Genomic DNA, 22,709 nt, shown 5'->3' on the forward strand with positions numbered 1-22,709 from the left:
GGGGCAGGTATCAGGCTTCGGTGGACGGGTCAGCCGCCGCCGACCCCCGGCTGCGGGCCGTCCCGCCCGGCGATCGCGAGGGCATGGCGTCGGGCCGCCTGCAGCGCCTCGGCCTTCTGCGCGGGGGACAGGTCACCACGGCGCATGGCCTCGTCGAGCATCCGCTCATGGATGTCCGTATCGCCACCGGCAACCCCCGCCGCCCGCACGGATCTCGAGATCCGGCCGTCCGGTCGTGCCAGGAGCAAGCCAGCGGCCGAGGCGCCGTCGATGGCCCGGGCACGGAGGCACAGGCTCATCAATCGTTCGAAAGTCGCCAACTGGTTGCGGGCGGCTGACGCGATGTCTCGGGCGAGATGCCAGGGACCGACGAGGAGGTCCTCCTCCATGGCTTGCACCAGCCCGTCGGTATCCAGCGTGGTGTCGAGGATCAGCCGCAGGTCGGCGGCGGGCAGGATGCCTGCGCGCTGATGCTGGACCAGTTCCCTGACGACGTCGACGAGCCAATGGTTGTCTCGCGCGGACGATGCGTGGGCGAGTTCGCTTCGCTCCCCGCCTGGCGTCCGCGAGAGCAGACCTTGGCGCAGCGTGTCCGGCGCCTGCAGGCCCGCACGGATGGCGGCGCCCCAGGCCCGCACCAGGCACACGACCGTGGCGGTCCTCTCGTGGTGCCAGGGATGCCGGAGCGCCGCATGCCACGCGGTCGATCCACCGCTGTCGAGACCGAGCATCAGGGACCTGGCGTGTCCGGCGCTGATCCTCCCATCCCGCCACCGCTGGAGGATCGCGTCGTACCAGCGCGCGATGTGTGTCGTCGACCCGGTCCTGAGGATCCGGGACGGCGTGCCGCTGTCGAGCAGCAGCGTCGCCTGTCCGGCCGACAGGCGGCCGTCCCGCAATGCAGGCACCAGCGCGTCGAGGAAGTCTTCGTCGTAGCGGTGACCGTTCCGGTCCGCCGTCGAGGGCCAGTCGTCCTCACCGCCCCAGGGGCGCGGCGGGGAAGGCTGGACGTCCTCCTCGCGCCAGAGGATGGACACGGCCTCGTCCGCGGTCAGCCCCTTGCCGATGCCGCCCAGCACGCCGCCCACGATGTCGCGCACACGCCCGGCGTCGCCGAGTGAACGGGCCGCGGTCAGGGATCGCTGGTCCACGTGGCTGCTGGCGCGTGCATTCAGGCTCTCCAGGACGGCTGTTCTGCCGAGTCGATCGGCGCTGACCGCCACGAGCCCATGACGCCAGGCCTCGACGCCGCTCGCGGCAATCCGCCGGGCGATCTCCGGCTGCGCCGTCAACGCCTGGCGCGCCATCCATTGCGACATCTCGTCATCGTCCAGCCGCTCCAGCAATGCGGCCGCGACAGCGGACGTGCAGACCCAGACGGCGGGAAAGGCCAGCAGGTCGGCAGAGGACGACGCGTCGATGGCGGTGAGCGCCACGCGCTCGCGCACGGGGGCGCTCAGGCGCGGCCGAAGACCCTCGGCCTGGTCGATCAGCGCCAGATCGCTCACGCGCACGGGAGCCTCCGTGCGGGCTGGCCCGGCGATGCTGACCCATTCGTCGCCCTCGATGCGCAGTTGCCGTGTCGGAGACCCCGGCAGGGGGACGGTGACGAGGGCGGCTGGCGGGGCGCCTGCGGTGGCCCGGGCCTCGCGCCACAGCGACCGGGCAGACAACAAGGCCGACAAGGCGATCTCGCCGTGCGCGTCGGCGCCGCGCCGCAGCTGCCGCGCCAGGGCCCGGCAGACCGCCGCCTCCGTCAGTTGCGGCGCCACGCGGCTCACGAAGCGTTCGGCTTCCATGGGGACCTCCAGCATCCGTTCCCATGCGGTGGCAGGCACCGGTGGCTCGGTCGATGGCGACGTCAGGCGCGCATCCGCATAGGCGACGAGCCTGTTGAAACAGTGTTCTTCATACTCGCGCATGGCCGGTCTGTCGGGGAAGGCCTTGACCTCGGGGCAAAGGGCGAAATGGTCGCGTGCCATCGATCGGAGCAGGGTGTCCCTCGTCGTCGCGAGTTGGCGCGCCAGCGGCGTGAGATCGCGAGCCGCGGAGCGCGTCCCGTCGACGGATGCATCGATCGCGGCGTCGTCGAGCGATGCCGCGATGGCACGTGCGGGACCGAGGTGGGGGAGCATGCAGGTCCTTGCAGTCGGGGCCGGCTCAGTCGCTCCGAAAGCAGCCGGGTTCGCATGCCGTGGGCGGTGGCTGGCGGTGCGCGAGGCGAATCAGCGCGGTCCAACCTCCGTCCGGTCACCCCGACTTCCGGTCGTCCTCGTTCCGGGATCCGTCCTTCCTGTCCTCGTCCGTCCGGGGATGCGGCCGTGTGAACAGCGGCAGCACCGCCAGGATCAGCAGCGCCAGCAGCATGCTGAAGACGGCCGTCGCCTCGCGGCCGAGTCCGCAGGCGATGCCGATGGCCGCGGTCATCCAGATGCTGGCGGCGGTGGTCAGGCCGTGGACCTGCTCCTCGTCCTTCAGCTTGAGGATGGCGCCCGCGCCCAGGAAGCCGATGCCCGCGATGACGCCCTGCAGCACGCGGCTCATGTCGGCCAGCGCCATGCCGCCTTGCTGCGGCACCAGCACGAACAGCGCCGCGCCCAGCGACACCAGCATGTGCGTGCGGATGCCCGCGGCCTTGCCGTGGTGCTCGCGCTCGTAGCCGAGGATGCCGCCCAGCAGCGCCGCCAGCAGCAGGCGCACGGCGATGCGGGTGATCTGCGCGACGTCGGGGACGTCGGAGAACTCGGACCGCACGGTGGCGATGACCTCATCGGTCCAGGTGCTCATGACGTCTCCTTCTCGCTCGGCTTCGCGACCGGCCCGGTGCGCGCGCCGTCGGCCAGCTTCGCCTCGAGGGCGGCTTCCCGTGCGGCTTCGGCCTCCGCCTCCACGGCGTCGAAGTCGTAGCCTTCGGCGGCATGCAGCTGCCACGCGCCGCCGCCGGTGAGGCGCAGCACGTGGGTGTGATGCTGCAGCACGGCATGCCGGTGGGCGATGCTCACCAGCGTGACGCCGTCGCGGCACAGGCGCTCGTAGAGCCGGCGCTCGTTGCAGCTGTCCAGCGCGCTGGTGGCTTCGTCGAGGATGACCATCTTCGGCGTGCGCACCAGCACCCGCGCGAAGGCGAGCCGTTGCTGCTCGCCCATCGACAGCAGCTTCTCCCAGTCCTGCGAGGCATCCAGCCCGCCGACGCGATCGGCGAGCTCGGGCAGGCAGACCTCGTCGAGGATGGCGCGTAGCGCGTCGTCGTCCAGTTCGGTCGACGTGTCCGGATAGATCATCTGGCTGCGCAGCGTGCCGGGCTGCAGGTAGGGGCGTTGCGGGAGGAAGAAGACGTCCTCCAGCGGCGGATGCTCGATCGTGCCTTCGCCGCAGCGCCACAGGCCGGCGATCGCGCGCAGCAGCGAGCTCTTGCCGCAGCCGCTGACGCCGGTGATCAGCAGGCTCTCGCCGGGCTGGAGCGCGACATCGAGCTTCTCGACCAGCAGCCGGTCGAACTGCGGCGTGTAGAGCGTCAGTCCGCGCAGCGCGAGCTGGTCGGCGCGTTTCGTCGCAATCTTCTCGCGGGCGCGTTCGTCGCGGGGCTTGCGCTTGTGCATGACCTCGGAGAGCGCATGCAGCCGGTCGATGCCAGCGACGAAACGGCTGAGGCTCTCGAAGTTGTCGACGATCAGCGAGACGGCGGTCAGCACCGCGGCGAAGGCGCCGGCGGCCTGCACGGCGGCGCCGACCTCGAGGTCACCGGACAGCACGCGTTCGGCCAGGATCACGGCGGGCACCACCAGCGTCAGCTGGCTGAAGCCGCGCTGGAAGAGGTTGAGCGCGCGCTGCTTGCGGATCAGCTTCCAGTAGTTCTGGTAGACGGACTCGAAGCGGCCTTCGATGTGGGCGCGTTCCTGCGGCTCACCGCGGTAGAAGGCGATGGATTCGGCGTTCTCGCGCAGCCGCATCAGTCCGAAGCGGAAGTCGGCCTCGCGGCGCAGTTGCCAGAAGTTGAGCTGGATCAGCGGCGAGCCGAAGACGTAGAGCGCGAGGAAGGTGCCGACCGTGGCGTACACGACGAGGAAGGCGACCAGGATCTTGGACAGCGACCACAGCACGGCGCAGAAGGCCACGAGCTGCATCATCGAGCCGATCATCAGCAGCCCGAAATGGGTGGAGCGGCCGGTGAAGGTGTTGATGTCCTCGGAGATGCGCTGGTCGGGGTTGTCGATGTCGCCGGCCGCGCCGGTGCCGATCTCGTAGTACTTGCGGCCGTCGAGGTAGCCGTCCAGGAAGCGGCCGGTGAGCCAGCGTCGCCAGTGGTTGGAGAAGGCGTCGCGCATGTAGTAGTAGAAGGCGTACACCGGCACGGCGAAGCCCAGGACGATGAGGCTGTCCCGCACGGCGAGCCAGAAACGCGAGTGGTTGCGTTCGGCGAGCGCGGAGGTCATCTCCCCGGTCTTGTCGTTGAGCATGACGGCGAGCTGCGTCTCGCACAGCATCAGCACGATCATCAGCAGCAGCAGTCCCCAGGCGGCCTTGCGCTGGTCGCCGAGCCAGTAGGGCCTGGCGATCTGCATGAACTGGCGCCAGGCGGCGGCGGACAGGCGCGGCGGGCGGCGCCGCCGGGTCTTCTTGGGCGCTGCGGGAGGCGCGGGCGGGGCCGTCGAAGACGACGATCGCGAGTCCGGAGAGGCGGACGGCGGCAGGTCCGTCGCGGGGGAAGAAGAGTGAACCATGAGGGCTGGACCCGGTCTGCCGATATGGCTCGACAGTAGCTCCGGTGGCTCATGGGGCGGGTAGGACGGGGCCTACTGCGGGTGACGGAGGGAGGCGCGAACCATGCTCCCTCCGGGCGCTGTCATGACAGCAGCCGTGACACCAGGTAGGCGAGGCTCGACGAGCCGGCCGCAGAACCGGCGCACCAACGGAGCAGCTTGTTGTCGGCCGCAGTGGCCGCGTGCTTGATGCGCTCGTCCATCGTGTTGAAGCGCTCGTTGACGGGAGCCATCGCAGCGCTCACGACTTCTCGCATGTCGGCCTTCATGTCCGTTCGGAATTTCTCGAAGTGCGCGTGCATGTCATTGCGAAGCGCCTGCCCTTGCGCGTGCATGTCGTTGCGAAGCGCATCCACCTTCGCGTCGAGCTTGTCGATTTTCTTATCGAGCTTTGCATCGAGCTTCTCGATTTTTGTATCGAGCTTCTCGAGTTTTGCAGAGTGATCATCGAGCCGGTGCACGACGAGGGCGAAGTTGGATTGCTGTTGCTGCTGCGGTTGCGGCGGTTGCTGCGGCAGCAAGGTGACGTTGGTGGTCTGTGCGGTATCGGGATGCATGTATCGACTCCTGGACATGCGGTGAGAGGAGCCGCAGATGCTAGGAGTGATCGACCGAAAATGGCGTGGCGCGAATGCCGAATCCGAGGGTTGTTTGATCAGCCTCAAAGAACCCGCTCGCTTCCCCCGCGAGGGGGATACGAGCGTCAACAAGGGGGTCAGGCCGCCGCGATCTTCGCCAGCGATTTGCGGATCGCAGCCGCGTCGCGCAGGCGCTGAGCGGAGCCGTCGGCGTCGAGCAGGATGACCGTGATGGTCTGGCCGCCGCTCTTCATGCGCATCGCCAGGCAGCGACCGGCTTCTTCTGTGTAGCCGGTCTTGGACAGGCGGATGTCCCAGCCCTTGGCGCCCACCAGATGGTTGGTGTTGCGCAGCTCGCGCGGGCGGCCATTGACCTCGACCTCGCTGGACTTGTCGCTGCTGATGCGCGCGATCACCGGGTACTTCGACGCGGCGGCGGCGATGCGCGCGACCTCGGCGGCCGTCGAGGTGTTGTTGGGCGACAGGCCCGTCGGGTCGGCCAGCGACGTGTGCGACAGGCTCAGCGCGCGGATCTTGGCGACGACCGCTGCCTCGTAGGCCGCGATGCCGCCGGGGAAGTGGCGGGCCAGCGCCGACGCGGCGCGGTTCTCGGACGAGATCAGCGCCAGCTCCAGCGCCGCCTCCCGGCTCATCGTGGCGCCGACGCGCACGCGCGACTTGCTGTGCTTGAGGCGGTCGACGTCGGCGTCGTCGATCTTGATCTCCTCGTTCATGTCCTGCTTCGCGTCCAGCACCACCATCGCCGTCATCAGCTTGGTGAGCGAGGCGATGGGCACGACGGTGTCCGGTTCCTTGGACATCAGCACGCGGCCGGTGTCGTCGACGACCAGCATGTGGCGGGCGTTGACAGGCAGCTTCATCAACGGCTCGTCGGACGGCGCGGGCGCGACGACCGTCCCGGGCGACTTCGCGATCAGCGGCGAGGACGCCGTCGGCGCTGGCTCGGGCATGCCGGCCGACGCGGCCGGCGCGGGTGTCAGGACGCCGTTGGGACTGATGGCCGCCGTGGTGGGGGCGGTGGTGGGAACGACGACCTCGGGATCGTCGCTGGCGGCTTGCACGATCAGGCATCCGCAGGTGAGGATCAGCGCCGGCAGCGCGAGCTTCCAGTTGGTGTGGGCAAGGGTGCGGAGAACGGTGTCGCGGATCGTCACGGCGGTCGGGCTGGGCTGGCGGGCTGGGTCCGGGAGGTGGTCCGGAGATCTTCCGGAAGACGCGGGGTCAGGGTTTGACCGTCGCGAAGTTTAAGTTCTTCGCGCCGGACCGCCATCCGGGCTTGCCGTAACGTGCGTTACGCGCGCGCCGTGGTCATTGGGCGCGCGCGGCGGCCCACCGTGCCCAGGCGAATCGGGACCTCAATGAACGCTTGAACCTGAGGATCAAACCCCGGACTCCGCGTTTCTCTGCTTCGTACTGCGCCGAAAGTTTTGCCCGTTCTTCCTCGATGGGGGCGACGATTTTTGCGAACACCTGATCGATGCACGTGAGTCGGCGCTGGACCAGGCGAAACAGGTCATCAACGCTTGTCAAAGAACCGGACTCGTGCCAAATCTCCCGACCCTGGTCATCAAGCACGGCGAGGACATGTCGCGATATCCAGAGATTGGAGTTCGGCGGCCGGTGGTAGCTGCCGTGATCCAGCTGATACACGGCGAAATGAAAACCTTCGTGTGTTGTCTCGTAGCGAAGCACACCGCGCGCATCCTTGTTGGAGTCGGTGGCCGGCTGGGCCACGTGCCATTCGATTTCCCGGAGCAGCGTCAGGCGATAGAGGGCGAGAACCAGAGAGAGGTTTTTCTCGTTGATGAGCATGGGGATTACTCCAAATGAAAACTGACGGATGCCTCGTTGAGATGCAGCAAGGCCCGGTGCAGCTCATCTCGAGCACGCGCCGATGCCTTGGACGCTCCCGCCTTCTCCCCGTCAAGATCAGCCACTGCTTCTGCCGCGTAGCGGATGGCCTCTCGAACGGGGGTTCGCGCGCGCGACGGCGCGAAGGGCAACGCAATCTCCAACGTCGCAGAAGTTGAAGAGAGGGCCGCTCGCAATACGATCCATGGAGGTTTCGGACTGTCGAGAAGTGCGCTAAGACCTAGGACCTTGATCTCCAGATCCTTGGTGATGGCAGGAAGACGGGCTCGGGACCGGAACGACTGCCTGACGTTCCTGACTTGCCACCCCACTGCGACCGTGATCGCGAAGCCGATCAGACCGACGACTGTGTTGAGGTCCTGGATCCACTGCGGGATCAGGCTGGGCGGACTGGCCGCGAGGAGGGCGGCCACCGCTGTGGCGAGGGCGGGAGACTGCATGCCTTCATGCTATGAGCGCTTCGGCGTATTGCGATCCACCCAGTTGCGGCTCTGCGACGATGACGGAGAGTGCGCACCAATGAGGGATTGAATCGATCGCGTCGGGGGATCCGCTCCGCCCGAAGGGGGAGCTCAGTCCCAGGCCTTGCGCAGCTTCGCGGCGACATCCATCGCCGGCTTCACGAGCTCCGGCAGCGGCGCCTGCGCCTGGTTGGCGGGGCCCACCTTCTCGAAGTGGCGCACCACCTTGCCGGGCAGGAAACGCGACACGCTCGCGTAGAGGTGCCGGTCGCCGTTGCGCGTCTGCTGCGTCACGTAGAAGCGCTGCGGCACCATCACCGCGAGGTGGTCCTTCGCCCGCGTCATCGCGACGTAGAGCAGTCGCCGTTCCTCCTCGATCTGAGCCTGCGCGCCCGTGCTCAGGTCCGAGGGCATGCAGCCGTCCACGCAGTTCAGCAGGTACACCGCGTTCCACTCCTGGCCCTTGGCCGAGTGGATCGTGGACAGGATCAGGTAGTCCTCGTCCTTCAACGGCACGCCGGACTCGTCGCTGCTGGCGTCGGGCGGGTCCAGCGTCAGTTCGGTCAGGAACCGCTCCCGCGAGCCGTAACCCTGCGCGATGCGCGTGATCTGTTCCAGGTCGGACAGTCTCACCGGCGCGTCGTCGTAGAGCCGCTCCAGATGCGGCGCATACCACTGCACCGCCTCTTCCAGATCCATCGGCCAGCTTGAGCCCGAGATGAGCTGCAGCATGAGTTCGCGCAACGCCGTCCACGAGGACGCCGCGGCGCGCGGCGGCTCGAAGTCGCGCAGCGCCTGCGCCGGGTCGGCCGCCGGCGCCATCGCATCGAGCAGCCGTCTCGCGCTCGCCGGACCGAAGCCCGGCAGCAGCTGCGCCACGCGGAAACCGGCCAGCCGGCCGCGCGGGTTCTCTGCCCAGCGCAGCACGCTCAGCACGTCTTTCACATGCGTGCTCTCGAGGAATTTCAGCCCGCCGAACTTGACGAACGGGATGTTGCGCCGCGTCAGTTCCAGCTCCAGCGGCGCCGCGTGGCTGGACGTGCGGAATAGCACTGCCTGGCGCGTCAGCTTCAGGCCCTGCTCGCGGCGCTCCAGCACCTTGTCCGCGACCCATTGCGCCTGCCGCGCCTCGTCGTCGACGGTCACCAGATGCGGCAGCTCGCTCGAGGCCTTGTCGGTCCACAGGCGCTTCTCGTGGCGCTCGCGCGCCATCGCGATCACGGCATTCGACGCGTCGAGGATCGTCTGCGTCGAACGGTAGTTGCGCTCCAGCGCGACCACGCGCGCGGGCGGATCGAACTGCGCGGGGAACTCCAGGATGTTGCGCACCTCGGCAGCGCGGAACGAGTAGATCGCCTGCGCGTCGTCCCCGACCACCGTGAGCCGGTCGCCCCGCGGCTTGAGCCGCTTCAGGATCGTCGCCTGCAGCCGGTTGGTGTCCTGGTACTCGTCGACCAGCACGTACTGGAAACGCTCGCCGAGCTCTGCGGCCAGCGTGCCGTCGCCCATCAGCTCCGACCAGTAGAGCAGCAGGTCGTCGTAGTCGAGCAGCTGCTGGTGCTGCTTCTCCTCGACGTAGGCCTTGAACAGGCGCTTGAGCTCGTCGTGGACCGCGAAGCACCACGGGAAGTGTTCCTGCAGCACCTGGTCCAGCCGCGCCTCGCTGTTGACCACGCGCGAATAGATGTTGAGGCAGGTCGCCTTCAACGGAAAGCGCTCGGTGGTCTCGGCCAGGCCGAGTGCCTGACGCTGCAGACCCATCAGGTCCTCGGCGTCGGCGCGGTCGAGGATGGTGAAGTTGGGTGCGAGGCCGATGCGATGCGCGTATTCGCGTAGCAGCCGCGCGCCCACGCTGTGGAAGGTGCCGGCCCACGGAAAACGCGGGGGCGCCTGCGTCGTGGCCAAGCCCAACGCGCGGTGCAGCACACGACCCGCGCGGCGCTCCATCTCGCCGGCGGCCCGGCGCGAGAAGGTCAGCAGCAGCAATCGCTGAGGGTCCGCGCCGGCCTGGATCAAGCGGGCCACGCGCGACGCCAGGGTCTTGGTCTTGCCCGAGCCCGCACCGGCGATCACCAGCAGTGGTCCGTGGCCGTCCTGAGCGGCTTCGCCGAGGCCATGCTCGACCGCCGATCGTTGTTCGGGGTTGAGGTCGGCGAAGACGTCGTTTGGCGTGTCGGCGAGGGCAACGGGGCACATGGCCGTGATCATAGCTGTATGCATTCACAGCCCCTCGCCGGGCACCGTGCCCATCGCAGGAGCGAGGTCAGCGAGTGCGTATGGGGCCGGAATGACTCTGGGGGTTCGCGGACGCGATGCCCCCTGAGTCGTGGAGAGCCCGCGCTTGGCCTTCCGTTGGCCTGCGTGCACGAGCGCCCGGCTTGCCGGAGGAATGTGCCTTGCCCATGATGGGACATGCTCCAGATCCTCGTCATCCTCAGCGCGCTGGCCATGCCCCTGGTGGCGTGGGCCTCCCAGCGCGGCGTCTTCGGCCCCGACAACGGCGCCATTTCCGACCGTTTCCCGACGCTGCTCGTCGCCGACGGCTACGCCTTCTCGATCTGGGGGGTGATCTTCCTGCTCGACCTGGTCTTCGCCGTGTGGCTGCTGCGCGGCCAGCCGGTCCCGGACCGGGAAGGGCACCGCGATTCCCATCGCTGCCACTGGCTGGTCGTCATCGGTTTCACGCTGACAGCGAGCTGGATGATCGTGTTCTCGCAGCAGTGGTTCGGGCTGGCGCTGGCCGTCATCTGGGCCGCGCTGGCGAGCCTGCTGTGGGCCTTGATGCTGGTGGCGCGCGCGATGCCGCGCGGCGCGCAGTCGTGGTTGGCCGTGTTCCCGCTTGCGCTGCATGCGGGATGGCTGTCGCTCGCCGCCTTCCTGGACACCGCGCAGACCGTCGTCGCCGCGCAGATGCTGCCGACGCAGGACCAGTTGCCCTGGACGCTGGTGCTGTGGGCGCTGGCCGCCTTGCTGCTGCTCGTCGCGAACGCGCGGCTGCACGCGCCGGGCACCGGCCCCGCGGCGCTCGGGTATGCCGGCGCCGCGGTGTGGGGCCTCGTCGGCGTGTACGTGAAGCAGACCGCCTCGCCGATGACCGGCTCCGACGGTTCCGCCTGGATCGCGCTGGCGCTGGCCGCGGTGCTCGCGGCGCAGACGATCTGGCTGCGGGTGAGACCTCTCGGCCCCACCGGCACGGTCACGCCAGGCGGCGCTCGTCCTTCGCGTCGAACAGATGGGCCGACTCCGCCGCCCATTGCAGTCGAACCGCGTCACCGACATTGAGGTGCGGATTGCCCGAGACACGCGCCGTCATCGGGCCTGACGGCGTATCCACCAGCAGGTAGGTCTCGGGACCGGTCGGCTCGCTCATCTTCAGCACGCCGGGCATGCCGCCCGCGCCGGCGTCGGTCGTCTCGGCCAGCCGGATGTGTTCCGGCCGCACGCCGTAGAGCACGCCGCCGGCCGCGTCGATCGAGGCCTGCTGCGCCGCGTTCACCGGCAGGGTCACGCCTTGCGCGGCCAGCGCGCCGCCGCCGTTGCGCTCGGCCTTGACGAAATTCATCGTCGGCGAGCCGATGAACTCCGCCACGAAGCGGTTGGCCGGCCGCGTGTAGATCTCTTCCGGCGTGCCGAACTGCTGAACGAGCCCGTCGCGCATCACCGCGATGCGGTCGCCCAGCGTCATCGCCTCGACCTGGTCGTGGGTGACGTAGACCGTCGTTGTCTTGGTGCGCTGATGCAGCAGCTTGATCTCGGCGCGCATCTCGATGCGCAGCTTCGCGTCCAGGTTGGACAGCGGCTCGTCGAACAGGAACAGCTTCGGATCGCGCGCCAGCGCGCGCCCCATCGCCACGCGCTGACGCTGGCCGCCGGACAGCTGGCCCGGCTTGCGGTCCAGCAGGTGGTCGATCTGCAGCATCTTCGCGACGCGCTGCACCGTGGTCTCGCGCTGCGCCTTCGGCACCTTGCGCATCTCCAGCCCGAAGGCGATGTTCTGCGCGACGTTCATGTTCGGATAGAGCGCGTAGCTCTGGAACACCATCGCGATGTCGCGGTCCTTGCTCGGCAGGTAGGTGACGTCCCGGTCGCCGATGTGGATCGCGCCCGAGGTCGGGTGCTCCAGGCCGGCGATCATCGCCAGCAGCGTCGACTTGCCGCAGCCCGACGGGCCGACCAGGATCAGGAACTCTCCGGCCTCGATCGACAGGTCGATGCCCTTGAGGATGTCGGCCGATCCGTAGCTCTTGCGGACTTGAGAAATGGCGAGCGCGCCCATGCTTGACTCCTTAACCCTTGACGGCGCCGGCGGTCAGCCCACGCACGAAATACTTGCCCGCGACCACGTAGACCACGAGCGTCGGCAGTGCGGCGATCAGCGCCGCGGCCATGTCCACGTTGTATTCCTTGACCGAGCTGGACGTGTTGGCCAGGTTGTTCAGCCCCACCGTGATCGGCTTGCTGTCGGCCCCGGAGAACACCACCCCGTACAGGAAGTCGTTCCAGATCGAGGTGAACTGCCAGATCAGCGTCACCACCAGGATGGGCGTCGACAGCGGCACCACGATGCGCCAGAAGATCTGCCAGAACGACGCGCCGTCCAGCGTCGCCGCCTTGATCAGCTCGTCGGGCAGGCCGGCGTAGTAGTTGCGGAAGAACAGCGTCGTGGAGGGCATGCCGGCCAGGATGTGGACCAGGATCAGGCCCCAGACCGAGCTGGCGATGCCCAGCGTGCCCAGCACCTGGCTCATCGGCAGCAGCACGACCTGCATCGGCATGAAGACGCCGAACAGCAGCAGCCCGAACAGCAGCTCGCTGCCGCGGAAGCGCCACTTGGTCAGCACGTAGCCGTTGATCGCGCCCAGCGCGGTGGAGATCAGCACCGCCGGCACGACCATCAGCACCGAGTTCATGAAGAAGGGCTTCAGCCCGCCGCAGTCCGTGCCGGTGCAGGCGCTGTTCCAGGCCTTGGACCAGGCGTCCAGCGAGGGCGCCAGCGGCACCGACAGCAGCGTGCCGTTGCGGACTTCGTCCATGCCCTTGAGCGAGGTGCTGACCATCACGTACAGCGGCAGCAGGAAGAAGAAGGCGAAGACCAGCAGCACGGCCCACAGCAGCACGCGCTGCACGGTGAGGCTGCGCGAGCTCGCCTGGCTGGAAGAGGGAGGACGGGAGGGGGAATGGGATGAAGAGGTGAGGGTACTCATCACGGCGCTCGCTTTACTGCTTCGAGCGGAGCTCGGAATAGAGGTAGGGCACGACGATGGCCGCGATCGTGGCCAGCATCACCGTGGCGCTGGCTGCGCCCAGGCCGATCTGGCCGCGCGAGAACGCCATCGTGTACATGAAGGTCGCCGGCAGGTCGGTGGCGTAGCCGGGGCCGCCCGCGGTCAGGGCCATCACCAGGTCGAAGCTCTTGATGGCGATGTGCGCCACGACCATCAGCGTCGAGAAGAACACCGGCCGCAGCGTCGGGATGATGATGCGCCAGTAGATGCGCGGCAGCGAGGCGCCGTCGACCTGCGCGGCCTTGATGATGGAGTCGTCGATGCCGCGCAGTCCCGCCAGGAACAGCGCCATCACGAAGCCCGCCGACTGCCACACGCCGGCGATGACGACGCAGTAGATCGCCATGTCCGGGTCGACCAGCCAGCCGAAACTGAAGTTCTCGAAGCCCCATTGCTGCATCAGGTGCTCGATGCCGAGACCCGGGTTGAGGATCCATTTCCACGCCGTGCCGGTCACGATGAAGGACAGCGCCATCGGGTACAGGTACACCGTGCGCAGCACGCCTTCGCCGCGGATCTTCTGGTCCAGCAGGATCGCCAGCAGCAGGCCCACGGCCATCGCGCCGCCGATGAACAGCGCGCCGAAGATGCCCAGGTTGGTCAGGGCCAGCCACCAGCGCTCGTTGTCGAACAGCGCGCGGTACTGGTCCAGACCGACGAACTCGTAGTTCGGCAGCAGCCGCGACGCGGACAGCGACAGGTAGCCGTTCCACGCCATCAGGCCGTAGATGAACAGGAAGGAGATGAGGAAGGTCGGCGCGACCACCAGCTTGGGAAGCCAGGGACTGCGGGGGGCTCGGGAAGCGGACATGCGTGGGAGCGGACCTGAGGACGCGCCGCGGACGGCGTGTCGGGGGAAACGGAGCGGGGGCGGTCCAGTCGCTAGGGTGGGTCCGCCCCCTTCGGGGCCGACGTCGCCGGCGTCGTCGACGACGACGGGGCGACGTTTACTGCATCGACTGCGTTACTTCGTCTTGGCGGCCGACGCCAGCTTCGTCTGCGCCTCCTTGGCCGTCATCTTGTCGCTGTTCCAGAACTGGCTCACGACGTCCTTCATCGCGCCTTCGGCCGCGGCGGGGACCGCCATGCCGTGCGCGATCGACGGCACCAGGGTGCCCGACTTGGCATCGGCGGCGAAGTCCGTCGCGGACTGCTTGGCGCAGTCGTCGAACTTGTCCATCTTCATGCCGGTGCGCACGGGAATCGATCCCTTGTTCAGGTTGAACAGCTCCTGGAAGTCCGGCGACATGATCGCGGTGGCCAGGTCCTGCTGGGCCTTCTCGTTGGCGGCGTTCTTCAGCTTGAACAGCGCGAAGGAGTCGATGTTGAAGGTGAAGGCCTTCTGCGTGCCCGGGGCGGCGACGCACAGCACGTCCTTGCCCGGCGTCTTGCCCGCGGCGACCCATTCGCCCTTGGCCCAGTCGCCCATGATCTGCATGCCGGCCTCGCCCTTGATCACCATCGCGGTGGCCAGGTTCCAGTCGCGGCCCGACGCGTTCTTGTCGGTGTAGTCCTTGATGCGCTTGAAGGTGGTCAGCACCTTCTCCATCTGCGGTCCGGTCAGCGTGGCCGGGTCCAGCTGCACCAGCGCCTTCTTGTAGAAGTCGGTGCCGCCCACGCCCAGCGCGACGGCTTCGAAGGTGGTGAAGTCCTGCCAGTTCTGGCCGCCGTGCGCGACGGGGATGATGCCGGCCTTCTTCAGCGCCTCGGCGGTGACGAAGAACTCGTCCCACGTGGTGGGCAGCTTGGCGTTGGCCTTCTTCAGCGCCTCGGGGTTGACCCACAGCCAGTTCACGCGGTGCACGTTGACCGGCGCGGCGATGTAGTGGCCCTGGTACTTCATGATGTTGGCGACCACCGGCGGGATCACCTCGTCCCACTTGCCGGCCTTGGCCACGGCGTCGACGTTGGTCAGCACGCCCTCGGCCGCCCATTCCTGCAGGGACGGGCCCTTGATCTGCGCGGCGGCCGGGGCGTTGCCCGACACCACGCGCGACTTCAGCACCGTCATGGCGGAGTCGCCGCCGCCGCCGGCCACCGCGAAGTCCTTCCACGTGTGGCCCTGCTTCTGCAGGGTGGCCTTGAGCGCGGTGGCGGCCTTGGCCTCGCCGCCGCTGGTCCACCAGTGCAGGACCTCGACCTCGCCGGCCTGGGCCGCGCCGGCGGCCATCAGCGCGCACAGCGCGGCGGCCTGGGACAGTTGCTTGAGCTTCATCATCGGGTTGTCTCCGTATCGTTTGAAATCGCTTCGAGAGGGTCTCGGGGATCGCGTCGGGGTGGCTTCGGGTGTCGCTTCAGGATGTCGCGTCGTTCAGTGAGTGCGATGTTGTCATGGGATGTCGGATGAGGCGGGGCGCCAGGCGCCCCCGCGCCTCTTCCGATCAGAACCAGACTTCGACCTGCGCTCCGAAGCTGGTGCCCGAGGTCTCGCCGTCGTAGCCGGCCACGCCGGTCACATTGCCGGCGGCCTTGTTCCACTTGGCGTGGGTGACGTAGAGGCGGAACTCGGGCCGGTCCATCAGCGCGGGGCCGGTGGACAGCGTGGGGGCGAAGGTCACCTTGGTCAGGCGCGCGCGCTGGCCGCCGTCGGGCTTGTACTGCGACACGCCGGCTTCGGTGAGCAGCTTGAAGTTGCGGGTGACGCCGTAGGACAGGCGGCCGCCGACCGAGGTGGACACCGTGGCCTTGCCGGCGTTGTCCTTCTCGTTGGCCCACAGCAGCATGCCCATGCCGCCCCAGGCGCCTTGCTGGAAGTTCACCGATTCGACGACGCGGAACTTCTTCGCCGCGGAGGTGTCGGTCTGGTTGCCGAAGTTGGAGTTCAGGCCGGTGGAGCCCTGCGCGTACTGCACCCACAGCACGTTGTTGAAGTCCGAGCCGAACAGCTTGGCCTGGACGTGCTTGGCGGTCAGGCCCCAGCCGTTGGTGCCGCCCGCGAACTGCGACTTGGTGGCGGTGCCGAAGAAGGCCAGGGTGCCGTCGGTGTTGGAGTTGATGTCGACGTACTCGACGTTGCCGCGGTGGGCCGGACGCTGGTTGTTGTCCTTGTCGTTGGTGTAGTACGCGACGCCGAGCTTGCCCGGGCCGACGTTGAGGCCCTTGAAGCCGGCGCCGATGCCGGCCATCTCGGTGAAGTAGGTGTCGACGATGTGGATGTCGCCGCGGCGGCCGCGTTCCTTGCCGGCCCAGACGGTGGCCTCGGGGGCGAAGTCGAAGCCCTTGGCCTCGGCGTACATCTGCGCCAGGCGCAGCTGCTTGGTGTCGTCGGCGTCCGAATGCGGGTTCCAGTAGTCCGTCATCAGCACGACCTTGTAGTCGATGCCGTCCTTCTTGAAGCCCTGGGCGAGCTGGAACTCGCCGTAGATGTCGCACTCGTTGCCGAGGCGGTACTTCATGCCGGCGGTGCCGCCGTTGAGGGCGTAGCAGGCGCGGCTGGCGCCGCCGCTGGTGGTGCCGCCGGGGCCGGCGCGGAAGTAGCCGGTGTAGTCCAGGGCGTGGGCGGATCCGGCGGCCATCAGCAGGCCAGCGGCGGCCGACAGCGTCGAGAGCGTGGTGGTGCGCAAGCGCGAGGTGCGTGTCATGTTCAGTCTCCGGTTGTCTCCGATCGACGGTGCTCCGGGCGTGCCGCCGTTAATCGGACGTTTATCTTTCTTGCATGCGGGCTGAACTTTAATAATTCATTAATGAAACTATATTGGTGCTTACCACTAGCGTTCTGGTGCATGAAAAATGGCGAATCCGGGCGCCCGCCGATGCATTCGGGCGCTTGGCGTGTTGTCGGGGCAGTCTTGGTGCGTCTCGGGCTGCGCCGCGCACGCAGGTTCAAGGAGACGATCGCCGTGGCAAGTCCTGTGAGGACCGACGTGCGATGACCGGCCGCAGCGGGTCCTGGCGGGGTCCAGGGGGCTCGGCGGGGCCGTCCGACCTGGAGCCGCTCAGGCGGCGAGCGGCAGGCTCATCAGCACCCGCAGGCCGCGGGGCTGCGCCGTCGAGAGCGCGATGCGGCCGCCGTGGCGCTCGACAATCTCCTTGACGATCGCCAGGCCCAGTCCGCAGCCGTTGCCTTCGTGGGTGGCGCGGAAGAAGCGTTCGAAGACCTGCTCCCGCAGGTCCTCGGGGATGCCGGGACCGTTGTCGGTGACGACGAGTTCCGCCCGGTCGGCGTCGCCGTGCCCCTGTCCCTGCAATTGCACCTGAACCTGCACGGTCACGCGCGCACCGCGGCCCGCGTAGCGCAGCGCGTTGTCCACGAGGTTGACCAGCGCCTCACGCAGCAGCAGCGGGATGCCGGTGACCTCGACGGGGCGGTCCTCCAGCGATTCCCCGCGGGCGATGCCGGGGACGGTGAGCGGCTCCTCGAGCTGCGAGGCGGAGGCACAGTCCGGATCGCAGTCGGGGCCGTCGTAACCCAGGTCCACGTTCTGCTGGAGCGCGCGCGGCACCAGCTCGGCGGTGACCTCGCGGGCTAGGCGGCCGAGGTCGAATCGCACCGGCGTCTGCCGCGTCAGCGACTCCGGCTCGGTGCGCGCGAGCGCCAGCAGCTGGTTGACCAGATGGGCGCTGCGCGTGGCGCTCTCGTGCACGCGGGCGAGCCGCATCGTCAACGGCCCGGGCGGCGCTTCGGCCAGCGCGAGCTCGCTCTGGCTCTTGAGTCCCGCGAGCGGCGTGCGCAACTGATGGGCCGCGTCGCTGATGAAGCGGCGCTGGCCCTGCACGTTGTGGCGGACGGCCTCGAGCAGGTCATTGATCGCCTGCGCGAGCGAGCGCAGCTCCTGCGGCGCGGCATCGAGCTCGATGGGCCGCAGGTCGTTGGGCTTGCGGCCCTCGACGAGCCGGCGCAGCCGCGCGATCGGCGCGAGTCCCGCGCCGACGCCGGCCCACACGATCATGCTCATCAGCACGATGAGGAGGGACAGCGGCAGCATGGTGTCGATCAGCAGCCGGCGCGCGAGCAGCTCGCGGTTGGCGCTGGAGCGGGCCACCTGCACCAGCATCGTCTGCTGGGCCTTGGGGTTCTCGCCGAACTGCAGGTAGAGCGCGGCGACGCGCACCGGCGAGGCGGTGCGCGCCTCCTCGGCGTCGATCTCGCCGTCGTAGAACTGGGCCTGGCCCAGCGGCGGGCTGGCCGGCATCGCGGGCGGGCTGGGCAGGTTGCGGTTGCCGAGGATGAACTTGCCCGGCGGCGAGCTGACGGTGTAGAGCAGCTTGTCGCTGGGGTCGGCCTCGAGCACGTCCTGCGCCGCGCGCGGGAAGTCGATCAGCAGCCCGTTGCCCATGGGCTTGACCTGGCGCGCAAGCGAGCGCGTGGCCTGCAGCAGCGTGGCGTCGACGGCCTCGTTGGCGTAGCGGCCCGCGAGGCGGTAGCTGAAGACCGCGCCCGCCAGCCACAGCACCACCTGCGGCAGCAGCAGCCACAGCAGGAGCTGGCGCTTGAGCGAGAAGCGGGACGGAGCCATCGGGAGGGCCTGGAGGGGGTGGAGCGCGCGCGCCTCAGGCGCGTTCCAGCTCCAGCAGGTAGCCGAGGCCGCGCACCGTGCGGATGGCCACCTGCGAGCCTTCGAGCTTGCGGCGCAGGCGGTGGATGTAGACCTCGACGGCGTTGGTGGCCGCGCCGCTGTCGGCGGCGCTGGCTGCGCTCGCGGCGCCCAGGGCGGCGGCACCGTTGCGGTCGCCGGACCACGCCTGGTTGATCTGCTCCTTCGTGATCACGCGGCCCTGGTGCGTGAGCAGCAGGTCGAGCAGGTCGAACTCGCGCGGGCTGAGTTCCAGCATCTCGCCGCGCACCTGCGCGCTGCGGGTCTCGCGCTGCATGCTGAGCTGGCCGAGTTCGGTGCTGGCCTTCAAGGCGCGGCTGCGTCGCAGCAGGGCGCGCAGGCGGGCTTCCAGCTCGGGGAAGTCGAAGGGCTTGGTCAGGTAGTCGTCGGCGCCGGCGTTGAGGCCGGCGACGCGGTCCTCCAGGCTGTCCAGCGCCGTCAGGATCAGCACCGGCAGGGAGGCGTCCGTCTGGCGCAGCTGTCTGAGCACCTCGATGCCGCCCACCATCGGCAGGCCGAGGTCCAGCACCACGACGTCGAATTGCTGCTTGGCGAGCAGGTACTGCGCAACCGCGCCGTTGGGCGCATGCTCCACGGAGAAGCCGCTGGCACGCATCTGTTCGCACAGGGCGTCAGCCAGGATAGCGTCGTCTTCGGCGAGCAACAGGTTCATGAATGGAAGATTAACAGCCCGGCCGCGCGCACTGGCCTGGGGCAAGCCCGGGGCGCGGTTTCGGTGCACGGCGCTCGCCGAAGGAAGGCGGGGGCGACGCCCGCTCCCACGCTGGCGGGGCTTAACCGCAGGTCGCGGTCACCGCCCCCGCCTCCCTCCGGCTCGGACCGAGGACTTCCCCACAAGACCCAGCGCATTGCAGCGGATGTCGGGCGATTGCCTACATCAGGTGGCGAAAACCGCCTCTCGCGCGAGAGGCTGGGGCTTCGGAATACTCCCCGCCATGAATGCCAGCGACCTCAAACAGACGCTCTGGCGCGTCGTCTATACCAAGAACGCGAACCTGCAGAGCAGCGGAAACGCGGCGGGACCGTGGCATCCCGACAAGCGGCACATCGAGCAATGCGCGCAGCGGATGCGGATGTTCTCGCAGGAGGTCGGCATCCAGAGCAACGCACAGGCGGCGAAGAACGCCTGCACCTGGCTGAGCACGGGCTGACCCCGGACTGACCCCGGACGGCGGCGCCACGGTGGCGGGCGCCGCATAAGCACAGACGAATTTCTCGCTTCGGTCCGCGCGGTCGGACAGGAACACTCGGCGACATCGCGCATTGCCGCCCCCGAGTGCCTCCCCGCCGATGACTGCTCCCGTGCTGCGGCGTCTTGACGACGCCTCCCCGACTTCCTCCGATGCCCCTGTTGCCGGTCCTGCCGGTCCTGCCGGCGATGCGGCATCCCCGCTGGCCCAGTTGCTGGGGCCAGGTCTTGACCGCGTCGTGGCGCAACTGGCCGCCACGGCCGTGCAACGCGACCGCGAGGGCGGTCACGCCGCCGAGCAGCGCGAGCTGATCCGCGCCAGCGGTCTGCTCGCGCTGACGATCCCCGAGGCGCACGGCGGCCTGGGCGGCGGCATCCCCGAGTTCTTCGAGGTCGTGCGGCGCATTGCCCGCGTCGACAGCGCGCTGGCGCATGTGCTGGCCTTTCACCATCTGCAGCTCTACGGCGTGGCCCTGTACGGCGGACCGGCCGCGATCGCGCACGGCGCGCGTCATCTGCGCGAGACGGCCGAGCAGCGCCTGTTCTGGGGCAATGCGCTCAATCCCGCCGACACGCGGCTGACAGCGGTGCGCGACGGTGCCGGCTGGCGGCTGGACGGTGTGAAGAGCTTCTGCTCGGGCTCGCTGGGCTCGGACCGGTTGACGGTGTCCGCGACGACGGGCGAGGGCGGTTTCCTGATCGGCATCGTGCCGACGCGGCGCGAGGGCGTGCGCGTCGAGCAGGACTGGGACGCCTTCGGCCAGCGCCAGACGGACAGCGGCACGGTGCGCTTCGACGCGGTGCGGCTCGATGACGACGAGCTGTTGCAGGTGCCGGGCCAGAGCCCGACGCCGCGCGCGACGCTGCGCTCGCAGATCGCGCAGCTAATCATGACCCACCTGTACCTGGGCATCGGCGAAGGCGCGTTCGACGAGGCGCGCCGCTACACGGCGACGCGTGCGCGCGCCTGGTCGGCATCGGGTGTGGACCGCGCGGTCGACGATCCGCTGGTGCAGCACCGCTACGGCGACCTGTGGCTGAAGGTGAGGGCGGCGCAGGCCGTGTCCGCTGAGGCCGTCGACCGTCTGCGCCGTGCGCTCGACCGCGGCGAAGCGCTGACCGCGCAGGAACGCGGCGAGGTCGCGGTCGCGGGCGCCGAGGCCAAGGTGCTCGCGCACCGCGCCGGCGTCGAGGTGGGCAGCCAGCTGTTCGAGCTGACCGGCGCGCGCAGCACGTCGGCCGAGTTCGGCCTCGACCGCTTCTGGCGCAACGCGCGGGTGCACACGCTGCACGACCCGGTCGACTACAAGCTGCGCGACCTGGGTCGCTTCTTCCTCGACGGCCGGATCCCCGATCCGACGGCGTACTCCTGATCAAGGAGGTTCCGATGAGCGACCCGAAAACCAACCCGAAAACCGGCCAGAAGAACGACCTGAAGATCGATCAGAAGAGCGATCAAAGGAGAGATCAGAAGAGCGATCCGCTGATCCGCCTCGACGGCGTGTCGAAGTCCTTCGCGCTACCGGATGGGCGACGCTTCGACGCCGTCCGCGATGTGAGCCTGTCCGTGCGCTCCGGCGAGATCCTCGGCTTGATCGGCAAGAGCGGCGCGGGCAAGTCCACGCTGCTGCGGCTGATCAATCTGCTGGAACGTCCCGACGCGGGTCAGGTGCAAGTGGCGGGGCGCGAGCTGACCGCCTTGAAGCCGGCGGAACTCCGTCGCGAGCGCCAGCGGCTGGGAATGATCTTCCAGCAGTTCAACCTGCTGCAGAACGCGACCGCGGCGGAGAACGTCGCCTTCCCGCTGCAGCTGCACGCGGGCCGCTCGCGCCGCGAGATCGCCGACCGCGTCGCCGAATGCCTGGCGCTGGTCGGCCTGACCGACAAGGCCGATCAATACCCGGCACAGCTCAGCGGCGGCCAGAAGCAGCGCGTCGCGATCGCGCGCGCCTTGGCGCCACAACCCGACGTGCTGCTGTGCGACGAGCCGACGTCGGCGCTCGACGCCGAGACCACGCGCGAGCTGCTGGCCACGCTCGCCGATATCAATGCACGCCTGGGCGTCACCATCGTGATCGTCACGCATGAACTCGAGGTCGTGCAGGCGCTGTGCCGCCGCGCCGCGGTCATCGCGGACGGCCGGCTGGTCGAGCAGTTTGACGTCGCCGACGCCTTCCGCGTGGCGACGTCGCCACTGGGGCTGGAGCTCGCGCGGCTGCAGCGGCAGGCGGCGAACCTCGCGGCACTGGAAGCCTCGGCGCTCGAAACCTCCGAAGTGATCGCGTCGATCGGACGCCGGGAGGTCCGCCATGCTTGAGAACCTCATCGCGCTGCTGCCGGAGATCTGGACCGCGCTGGGCCAGACGGCCCTGATGCTCGCCATCGGTCTGGGCGCGGCGGTGCTGTTCGGCGGCCCGCTGGGCGTGCTGCTGTTCCTGCTGAGTCCGGGCCAGTCGCTGTCGGGCTACGGCGGCGCGGGGCTGCTGCACCGCTTGATCAACGCGGTGGTGAACACCGTGCGGAGCTTCCCCTTCATCATCCTGCTGGTCGCGCTGGTGCCGATCACGCGCGTGATCGCGGGCACCTCGATCGGTCCGCTGGCCGCGGCGGTGCCGCTGTCCTTCGCGGCGATCCCGTACTTCGCGCGCCTGGTCGAGCAATGCCTGCGCGAGGTGCCGCGCGGCGTCATCGAGGCCGCGCACGCGATGGGCGCGTCCGAGACGCAGATCGTGCTGCGCGTGCTGGTGCGCGAGGCGCGCGCCGGCCTGGTGGGCGCGCTGACGGTGCTGGCGATCAGCTTCCTGTCGTACTCGGCGGTGGCCGGTGTGGTCGGCGGCGGCGGCATCGGCGACCTCGCGATCCGCTATGGCTACTACCGCTTCCAGACCGACGTCATGGTGCTGACGGTCGCGATCCTCGTCGTGCTCGTGCAGCTGATCCAGTTCACCGGCCAGCGCGTCGCGCGGCGGCTCGACAAGCGCTGAGCGC

At 68.8% G+C, this 22,709-nt stretch carries 20 protein-coding genes; 5 read left to right on the plus strand and 15 right to left on the minus strand.

Annotated features, from left to right (window positions below):
* Nucleotides 1–29: 29 nt before the first annotated feature.
* From AC07OZ_RS00050 to AC07OZ_RS00085, 8 genes are all read right to left on the minus strand, one after another.
* Complete coding sequence (locus tag AC07OZ_RS00050) at nt 30–2,135, minus strand: hypothetical protein (protein WP_495465152.1); 2,106 nt, start codon at nt 2,133–2,135, stop codon at nt 30–32.
* 115 nt (nt 2,136–2,250) lie between these two features.
* Nucleotides 2,251–2,787 (minus strand): MgtC/SapB family protein, encoded by a 537-nt coding sequence (locus tag AC07OZ_RS00055; protein ID WP_495465153.1) that lies wholly within the window; start codon nt 2,785–2,787, stop codon nt 2,251–2,253.
* On the minus strand, nt 2,784–4,562 hold the full coding sequence (locus tag AC07OZ_RS00060; protein ID WP_495465154.1) for an ABC transporter ATP-binding protein/permease: 1,779 nt from the start codon (nt 4,560–4,562) through the stop codon (nt 2,784–2,786). The genes AC07OZ_RS00055 and AC07OZ_RS00060 overlap by 4 nt, the downstream gene beginning before the upstream one ends.
* Before the next feature lie 281 nt (nt 4,563–4,843).
* A complete protein-coding gene (locus tag AC07OZ_RS00065; RefSeq protein WP_495465155.1) occupies nt 4,844–5,317 on the minus strand; it encodes a hypothetical protein in 474 nt (157 codons plus the stop codon).
* Nucleotides 5,318–5,475: 158 nt separating this feature from the next.
* Nucleotides 5,476–6,513 (minus strand): serine hydrolase, encoded by a 1,038-nt coding sequence (locus AC07OZ_RS00070; RefSeq protein ID WP_495465156.1) that lies wholly within the window; start codon nt 6,511–6,513, stop codon nt 5,476–5,478.
* A gap of 154 nt (nt 6,514–6,667) precedes the next feature.
* Nucleotides 6,668–7,171 carry a hypothetical protein gene (locus AC07OZ_RS00075; RefSeq protein WP_495465157.1) on the minus strand — a complete coding sequence of 168 codons (504 nt, stop codon included), beginning with the start codon at nt 7,169–7,171 and terminating at the stop codon, nt 6,668–6,670.
* 5 nt (nt 7,172–7,176) lie between these two features.
* A complete protein-coding gene (locus tag AC07OZ_RS00080) occupies nt 7,177–7,671 on the minus strand; it encodes a hypothetical protein (RefSeq protein WP_495465158.1) in 495 nt (164 codons plus the stop codon).
* A 132-nt stretch (nt 7,672–7,803) separates the two neighbouring features.
* Nucleotides 7,804–9,888 (minus strand): ATP-dependent helicase, encoded by a 2,085-nt coding sequence (locus AC07OZ_RS00085; RefSeq protein WP_495465159.1) that lies wholly within the window; start codon nt 9,886–9,888, stop codon nt 7,804–7,806.
* A gap of 216 nt (nt 9,889–10,104) precedes the next feature.
* On the opposite strand from AC07OZ_RS00085, the gene AC07OZ_RS00090 reads away from it, so the two are divergent.
* A complete protein-coding gene (locus AC07OZ_RS00090; protein ID WP_495465160.1) occupies nt 10,105–10,974 on the plus strand; it encodes a TspO-related membrane protein in 870 nt (289 codons plus the stop codon).
* Here the strand turns inward: AC07OZ_RS00090 and AC07OZ_RS00095 are convergent.
* The 7 genes from AC07OZ_RS00095 to AC07OZ_RS00125 all read right to left on the minus strand — a co-directional run bounded on the left by AC07OZ_RS00095 (nt 10,889) and on the right by AC07OZ_RS00125 (nt 19,184).
* Nucleotides 10,889–11,968 carry an ABC transporter ATP-binding protein gene (locus AC07OZ_RS00095; protein ID WP_495465161.1) on the minus strand — a complete coding sequence of 360 codons (1,080 nt, stop codon included), beginning with the start codon at nt 11,966–11,968 and terminating at the stop codon, nt 10,889–10,891. The genes AC07OZ_RS00090 and AC07OZ_RS00095 overlap by 86 nt on opposite strands.
* A 10-nt stretch (nt 11,969–11,978) precedes the next feature.
* Nucleotides 11,979–12,896, minus strand: coding sequence for a carbohydrate ABC transporter permease (locus AC07OZ_RS00100; protein WP_495465162.1), 918 nt, complete (start codon nt 12,894–12,896; stop codon nt 11,979–11,981).
* 13 nt (nt 12,897–12,909) lie between these two features.
* Nucleotides 12,910–13,788 carry a carbohydrate ABC transporter permease gene (locus tag AC07OZ_RS00105; protein ID WP_495465163.1) on the minus strand — a complete coding sequence of 293 codons (879 nt, stop codon included), beginning with the start codon at nt 13,786–13,788 and terminating at the stop codon, nt 12,910–12,912.
* 153 nt (nt 13,789–13,941) lie between these two features.
* Entirely contained in the window at nt 13,942–15,195 is a 1,254-nt protein-coding gene (locus AC07OZ_RS00110) for an ABC transporter substrate-binding protein (RefSeq protein WP_495465164.1), read from the minus strand.
* A gap of 163 nt (nt 15,196–15,358) precedes the next feature.
* Complete coding sequence (locus AC07OZ_RS00115; protein WP_495465165.1) at nt 15,359–16,558, minus strand: maltoporin; 1,200 nt, start codon at nt 16,556–16,558, stop codon at nt 15,359–15,361.
* Nucleotides 16,559–16,912: 354 nt separating this feature from the next.
* Nucleotides 16,913–18,433 (minus strand): sensor histidine kinase, encoded by a 1,521-nt coding sequence (locus tag AC07OZ_RS00120; RefSeq protein WP_495465166.1) that lies wholly within the window; start codon nt 18,431–18,433, stop codon nt 16,913–16,915.
* Nucleotides 18,434–18,467: 34 nt separating this feature from the next.
* Nucleotides 18,468–19,184 carry a response regulator transcription factor gene (locus AC07OZ_RS00125; protein WP_495465167.1) on the minus strand — a complete coding sequence of 239 codons (717 nt, stop codon included), beginning with the start codon at nt 19,182–19,184 and terminating at the stop codon, nt 18,468–18,470.
* A 283-nt stretch (nt 19,185–19,467) separates the two neighbouring features.
* Here AC07OZ_RS00125 and AC07OZ_RS00130 point away from each other — a divergent pair, with 283 nt between their 5' ends.
* From AC07OZ_RS00130 to AC07OZ_RS00145, 4 genes are all read left to right on the plus strand, one after another.
* Entirely contained in the window at nt 19,468–19,683 is a 216-nt protein-coding gene (locus AC07OZ_RS00130) for a hypothetical protein (RefSeq protein ID WP_495465168.1), read from the plus strand.
* 139 nt (nt 19,684–19,822) lie between these two features.
* Nucleotides 19,823–21,094 carry an acyl-CoA dehydrogenase family protein gene (locus tag AC07OZ_RS00135; RefSeq protein WP_495465169.1) on the plus strand — a complete coding sequence of 424 codons (1,272 nt, stop codon included), beginning with the start codon at nt 19,823–19,825 and terminating at the stop codon, nt 21,092–21,094.
* Nucleotides 21,095–21,108: 14 nt separating this feature from the next.
* The gene (locus AC07OZ_RS00140) at nt 21,109–22,038 is read left to right on the plus strand and encodes a methionine ABC transporter ATP-binding protein (RefSeq protein ID WP_495465170.1); all 930 of its coding nucleotides are present in this window, start codon (nt 21,109–21,111) and stop codon (nt 22,036–22,038) included.
* On the plus strand, nt 22,031–22,705 hold the full coding sequence (locus AC07OZ_RS00145) for a methionine ABC transporter permease (RefSeq protein ID WP_495465171.1): 675 nt from the start codon (nt 22,031–22,033) through the stop codon (nt 22,703–22,705). The genes AC07OZ_RS00140 and AC07OZ_RS00145 overlap by 8 nt, the downstream gene beginning before the upstream one ends.
* The last annotated feature ends 4 nt before the right edge of the window (nt 22,706–22,709 follow it).

It is taken from the genome of Roseateles sp. GW821-FHT09G03 (assembly GCF_059416045.1).

Excerpts from the sequence above, each read along its gene's own strand:
- AC07OZ_RS00130 (WP_495465168.1), top strand. The coding sequence starts at position 19,468 with ATGAATGCCAGCGACCTCAAACAGACGCTCTGGCGCGTCGTCTATACC.
- AC07OZ_RS00125 (WP_495465167.1), bottom strand. The coding sequence starts at position 19,184 with ATGAACCTGTTGCTCGCCGAAGACGACGCTATCCTGGCTGACGCCCTG.
- AC07OZ_RS00135 (WP_495465169.1), top strand. The coding sequence starts at position 19,823 with ATGACTGCTCCCGTGCTGCGGCGTCTTGACGACGCCTCCCCGACTTCC.
- AC07OZ_RS00055 (WP_495465153.1), bottom strand. The coding sequence starts at position 2,787 with ATGAGCACCTGGACCGATGAGGTCATCGCCACCGTGCGGTCCGAGTTC.
- AC07OZ_RS00090 (WP_495465160.1), top strand. The coding sequence starts at position 10,105 with ATGCTCCAGATCCTCGTCATCCTCAGCGCGCTGGCCATGCCCCTGGTG.
- AC07OZ_RS00110 (WP_495465164.1), bottom strand. The coding sequence starts at position 15,195 with ATGATGAAGCTCAAGCAACTGTCCCAGGCCGCCGCGCTGTGCGCGCTG.
- AC07OZ_RS00115 (WP_495465165.1), bottom strand. The coding sequence starts at position 16,558 with ATGACACGCACCTCGCGCTTGCGCACCACCACGCTCTCGACGCTGTCG.
- AC07OZ_RS00050 (WP_495465152.1), bottom strand. The coding sequence starts at position 2,135 with ATGCTCCCCCACCTCGGTCCCGCACGTGCCATCGCGGCATCGCTCGAC.
- AC07OZ_RS00085 (WP_495465159.1), bottom strand. The coding sequence starts at position 9,888 with ATGTGCCCCGTTGCCCTCGCCGACACGCCAAACGACGTCTTCGCCGAC.
- AC07OZ_RS00100 (WP_495465162.1), bottom strand. The coding sequence starts at position 12,896 with ATGAGTACCCTCACCTCTTCATCCCATTCCCCCTCCCGTCCTCCCTCT.
- AC07OZ_RS00095 (WP_495465161.1), bottom strand. The coding sequence starts at position 11,968 with ATGGGCGCGCTCGCCATTTCTCAAGTCCGCAAGAGCTACGGATCGGCC.
- AC07OZ_RS00075 (WP_495465157.1), bottom strand. The coding sequence starts at position 7,171 with ATGCTCATCAACGAGAAAAACCTCTCTCTGGTTCTCGCCCTCTATCGC.
- AC07OZ_RS00145 (WP_495465171.1), top strand. The coding sequence starts at position 22,031 with ATGCTTGAGAACCTCATCGCGCTGCTGCCGGAGATCTGGACCGCGCTG.
- AC07OZ_RS00140 (WP_495465170.1), top strand. The coding sequence starts at position 21,109 with ATGAGCGACCCGAAAACCAACCCGAAAACCGGCCAGAAGAACGACCTG.
- AC07OZ_RS00060 (WP_495465154.1), bottom strand. The coding sequence starts at position 4,562 with ATGCAGATCGCCAGGCCCTACTGGCTCGGCGACCAGCGCAAGGCCGCC.
- AC07OZ_RS00065 (WP_495465155.1), bottom strand. The coding sequence starts at position 5,317 with ATGCATCCCGATACCGCACAGACCACCAACGTCACCTTGCTGCCGCAG.
- AC07OZ_RS00105 (WP_495465163.1), bottom strand. The coding sequence starts at position 13,788 with ATGTCCGCTTCCCGAGCCCCCCGCAGTCCCTGGCTTCCCAAGCTGGTG.
- AC07OZ_RS00080 (WP_495465158.1), bottom strand. The coding sequence starts at position 7,671 with ATGCAGTCTCCCGCCCTCGCCACAGCGGTGGCCGCCCTCCTCGCGGCC.
- AC07OZ_RS00120 (WP_495465166.1), bottom strand. The coding sequence starts at position 18,433 with ATGGCTCCGTCCCGCTTCTCGCTCAAGCGCCAGCTCCTGCTGTGGCTG.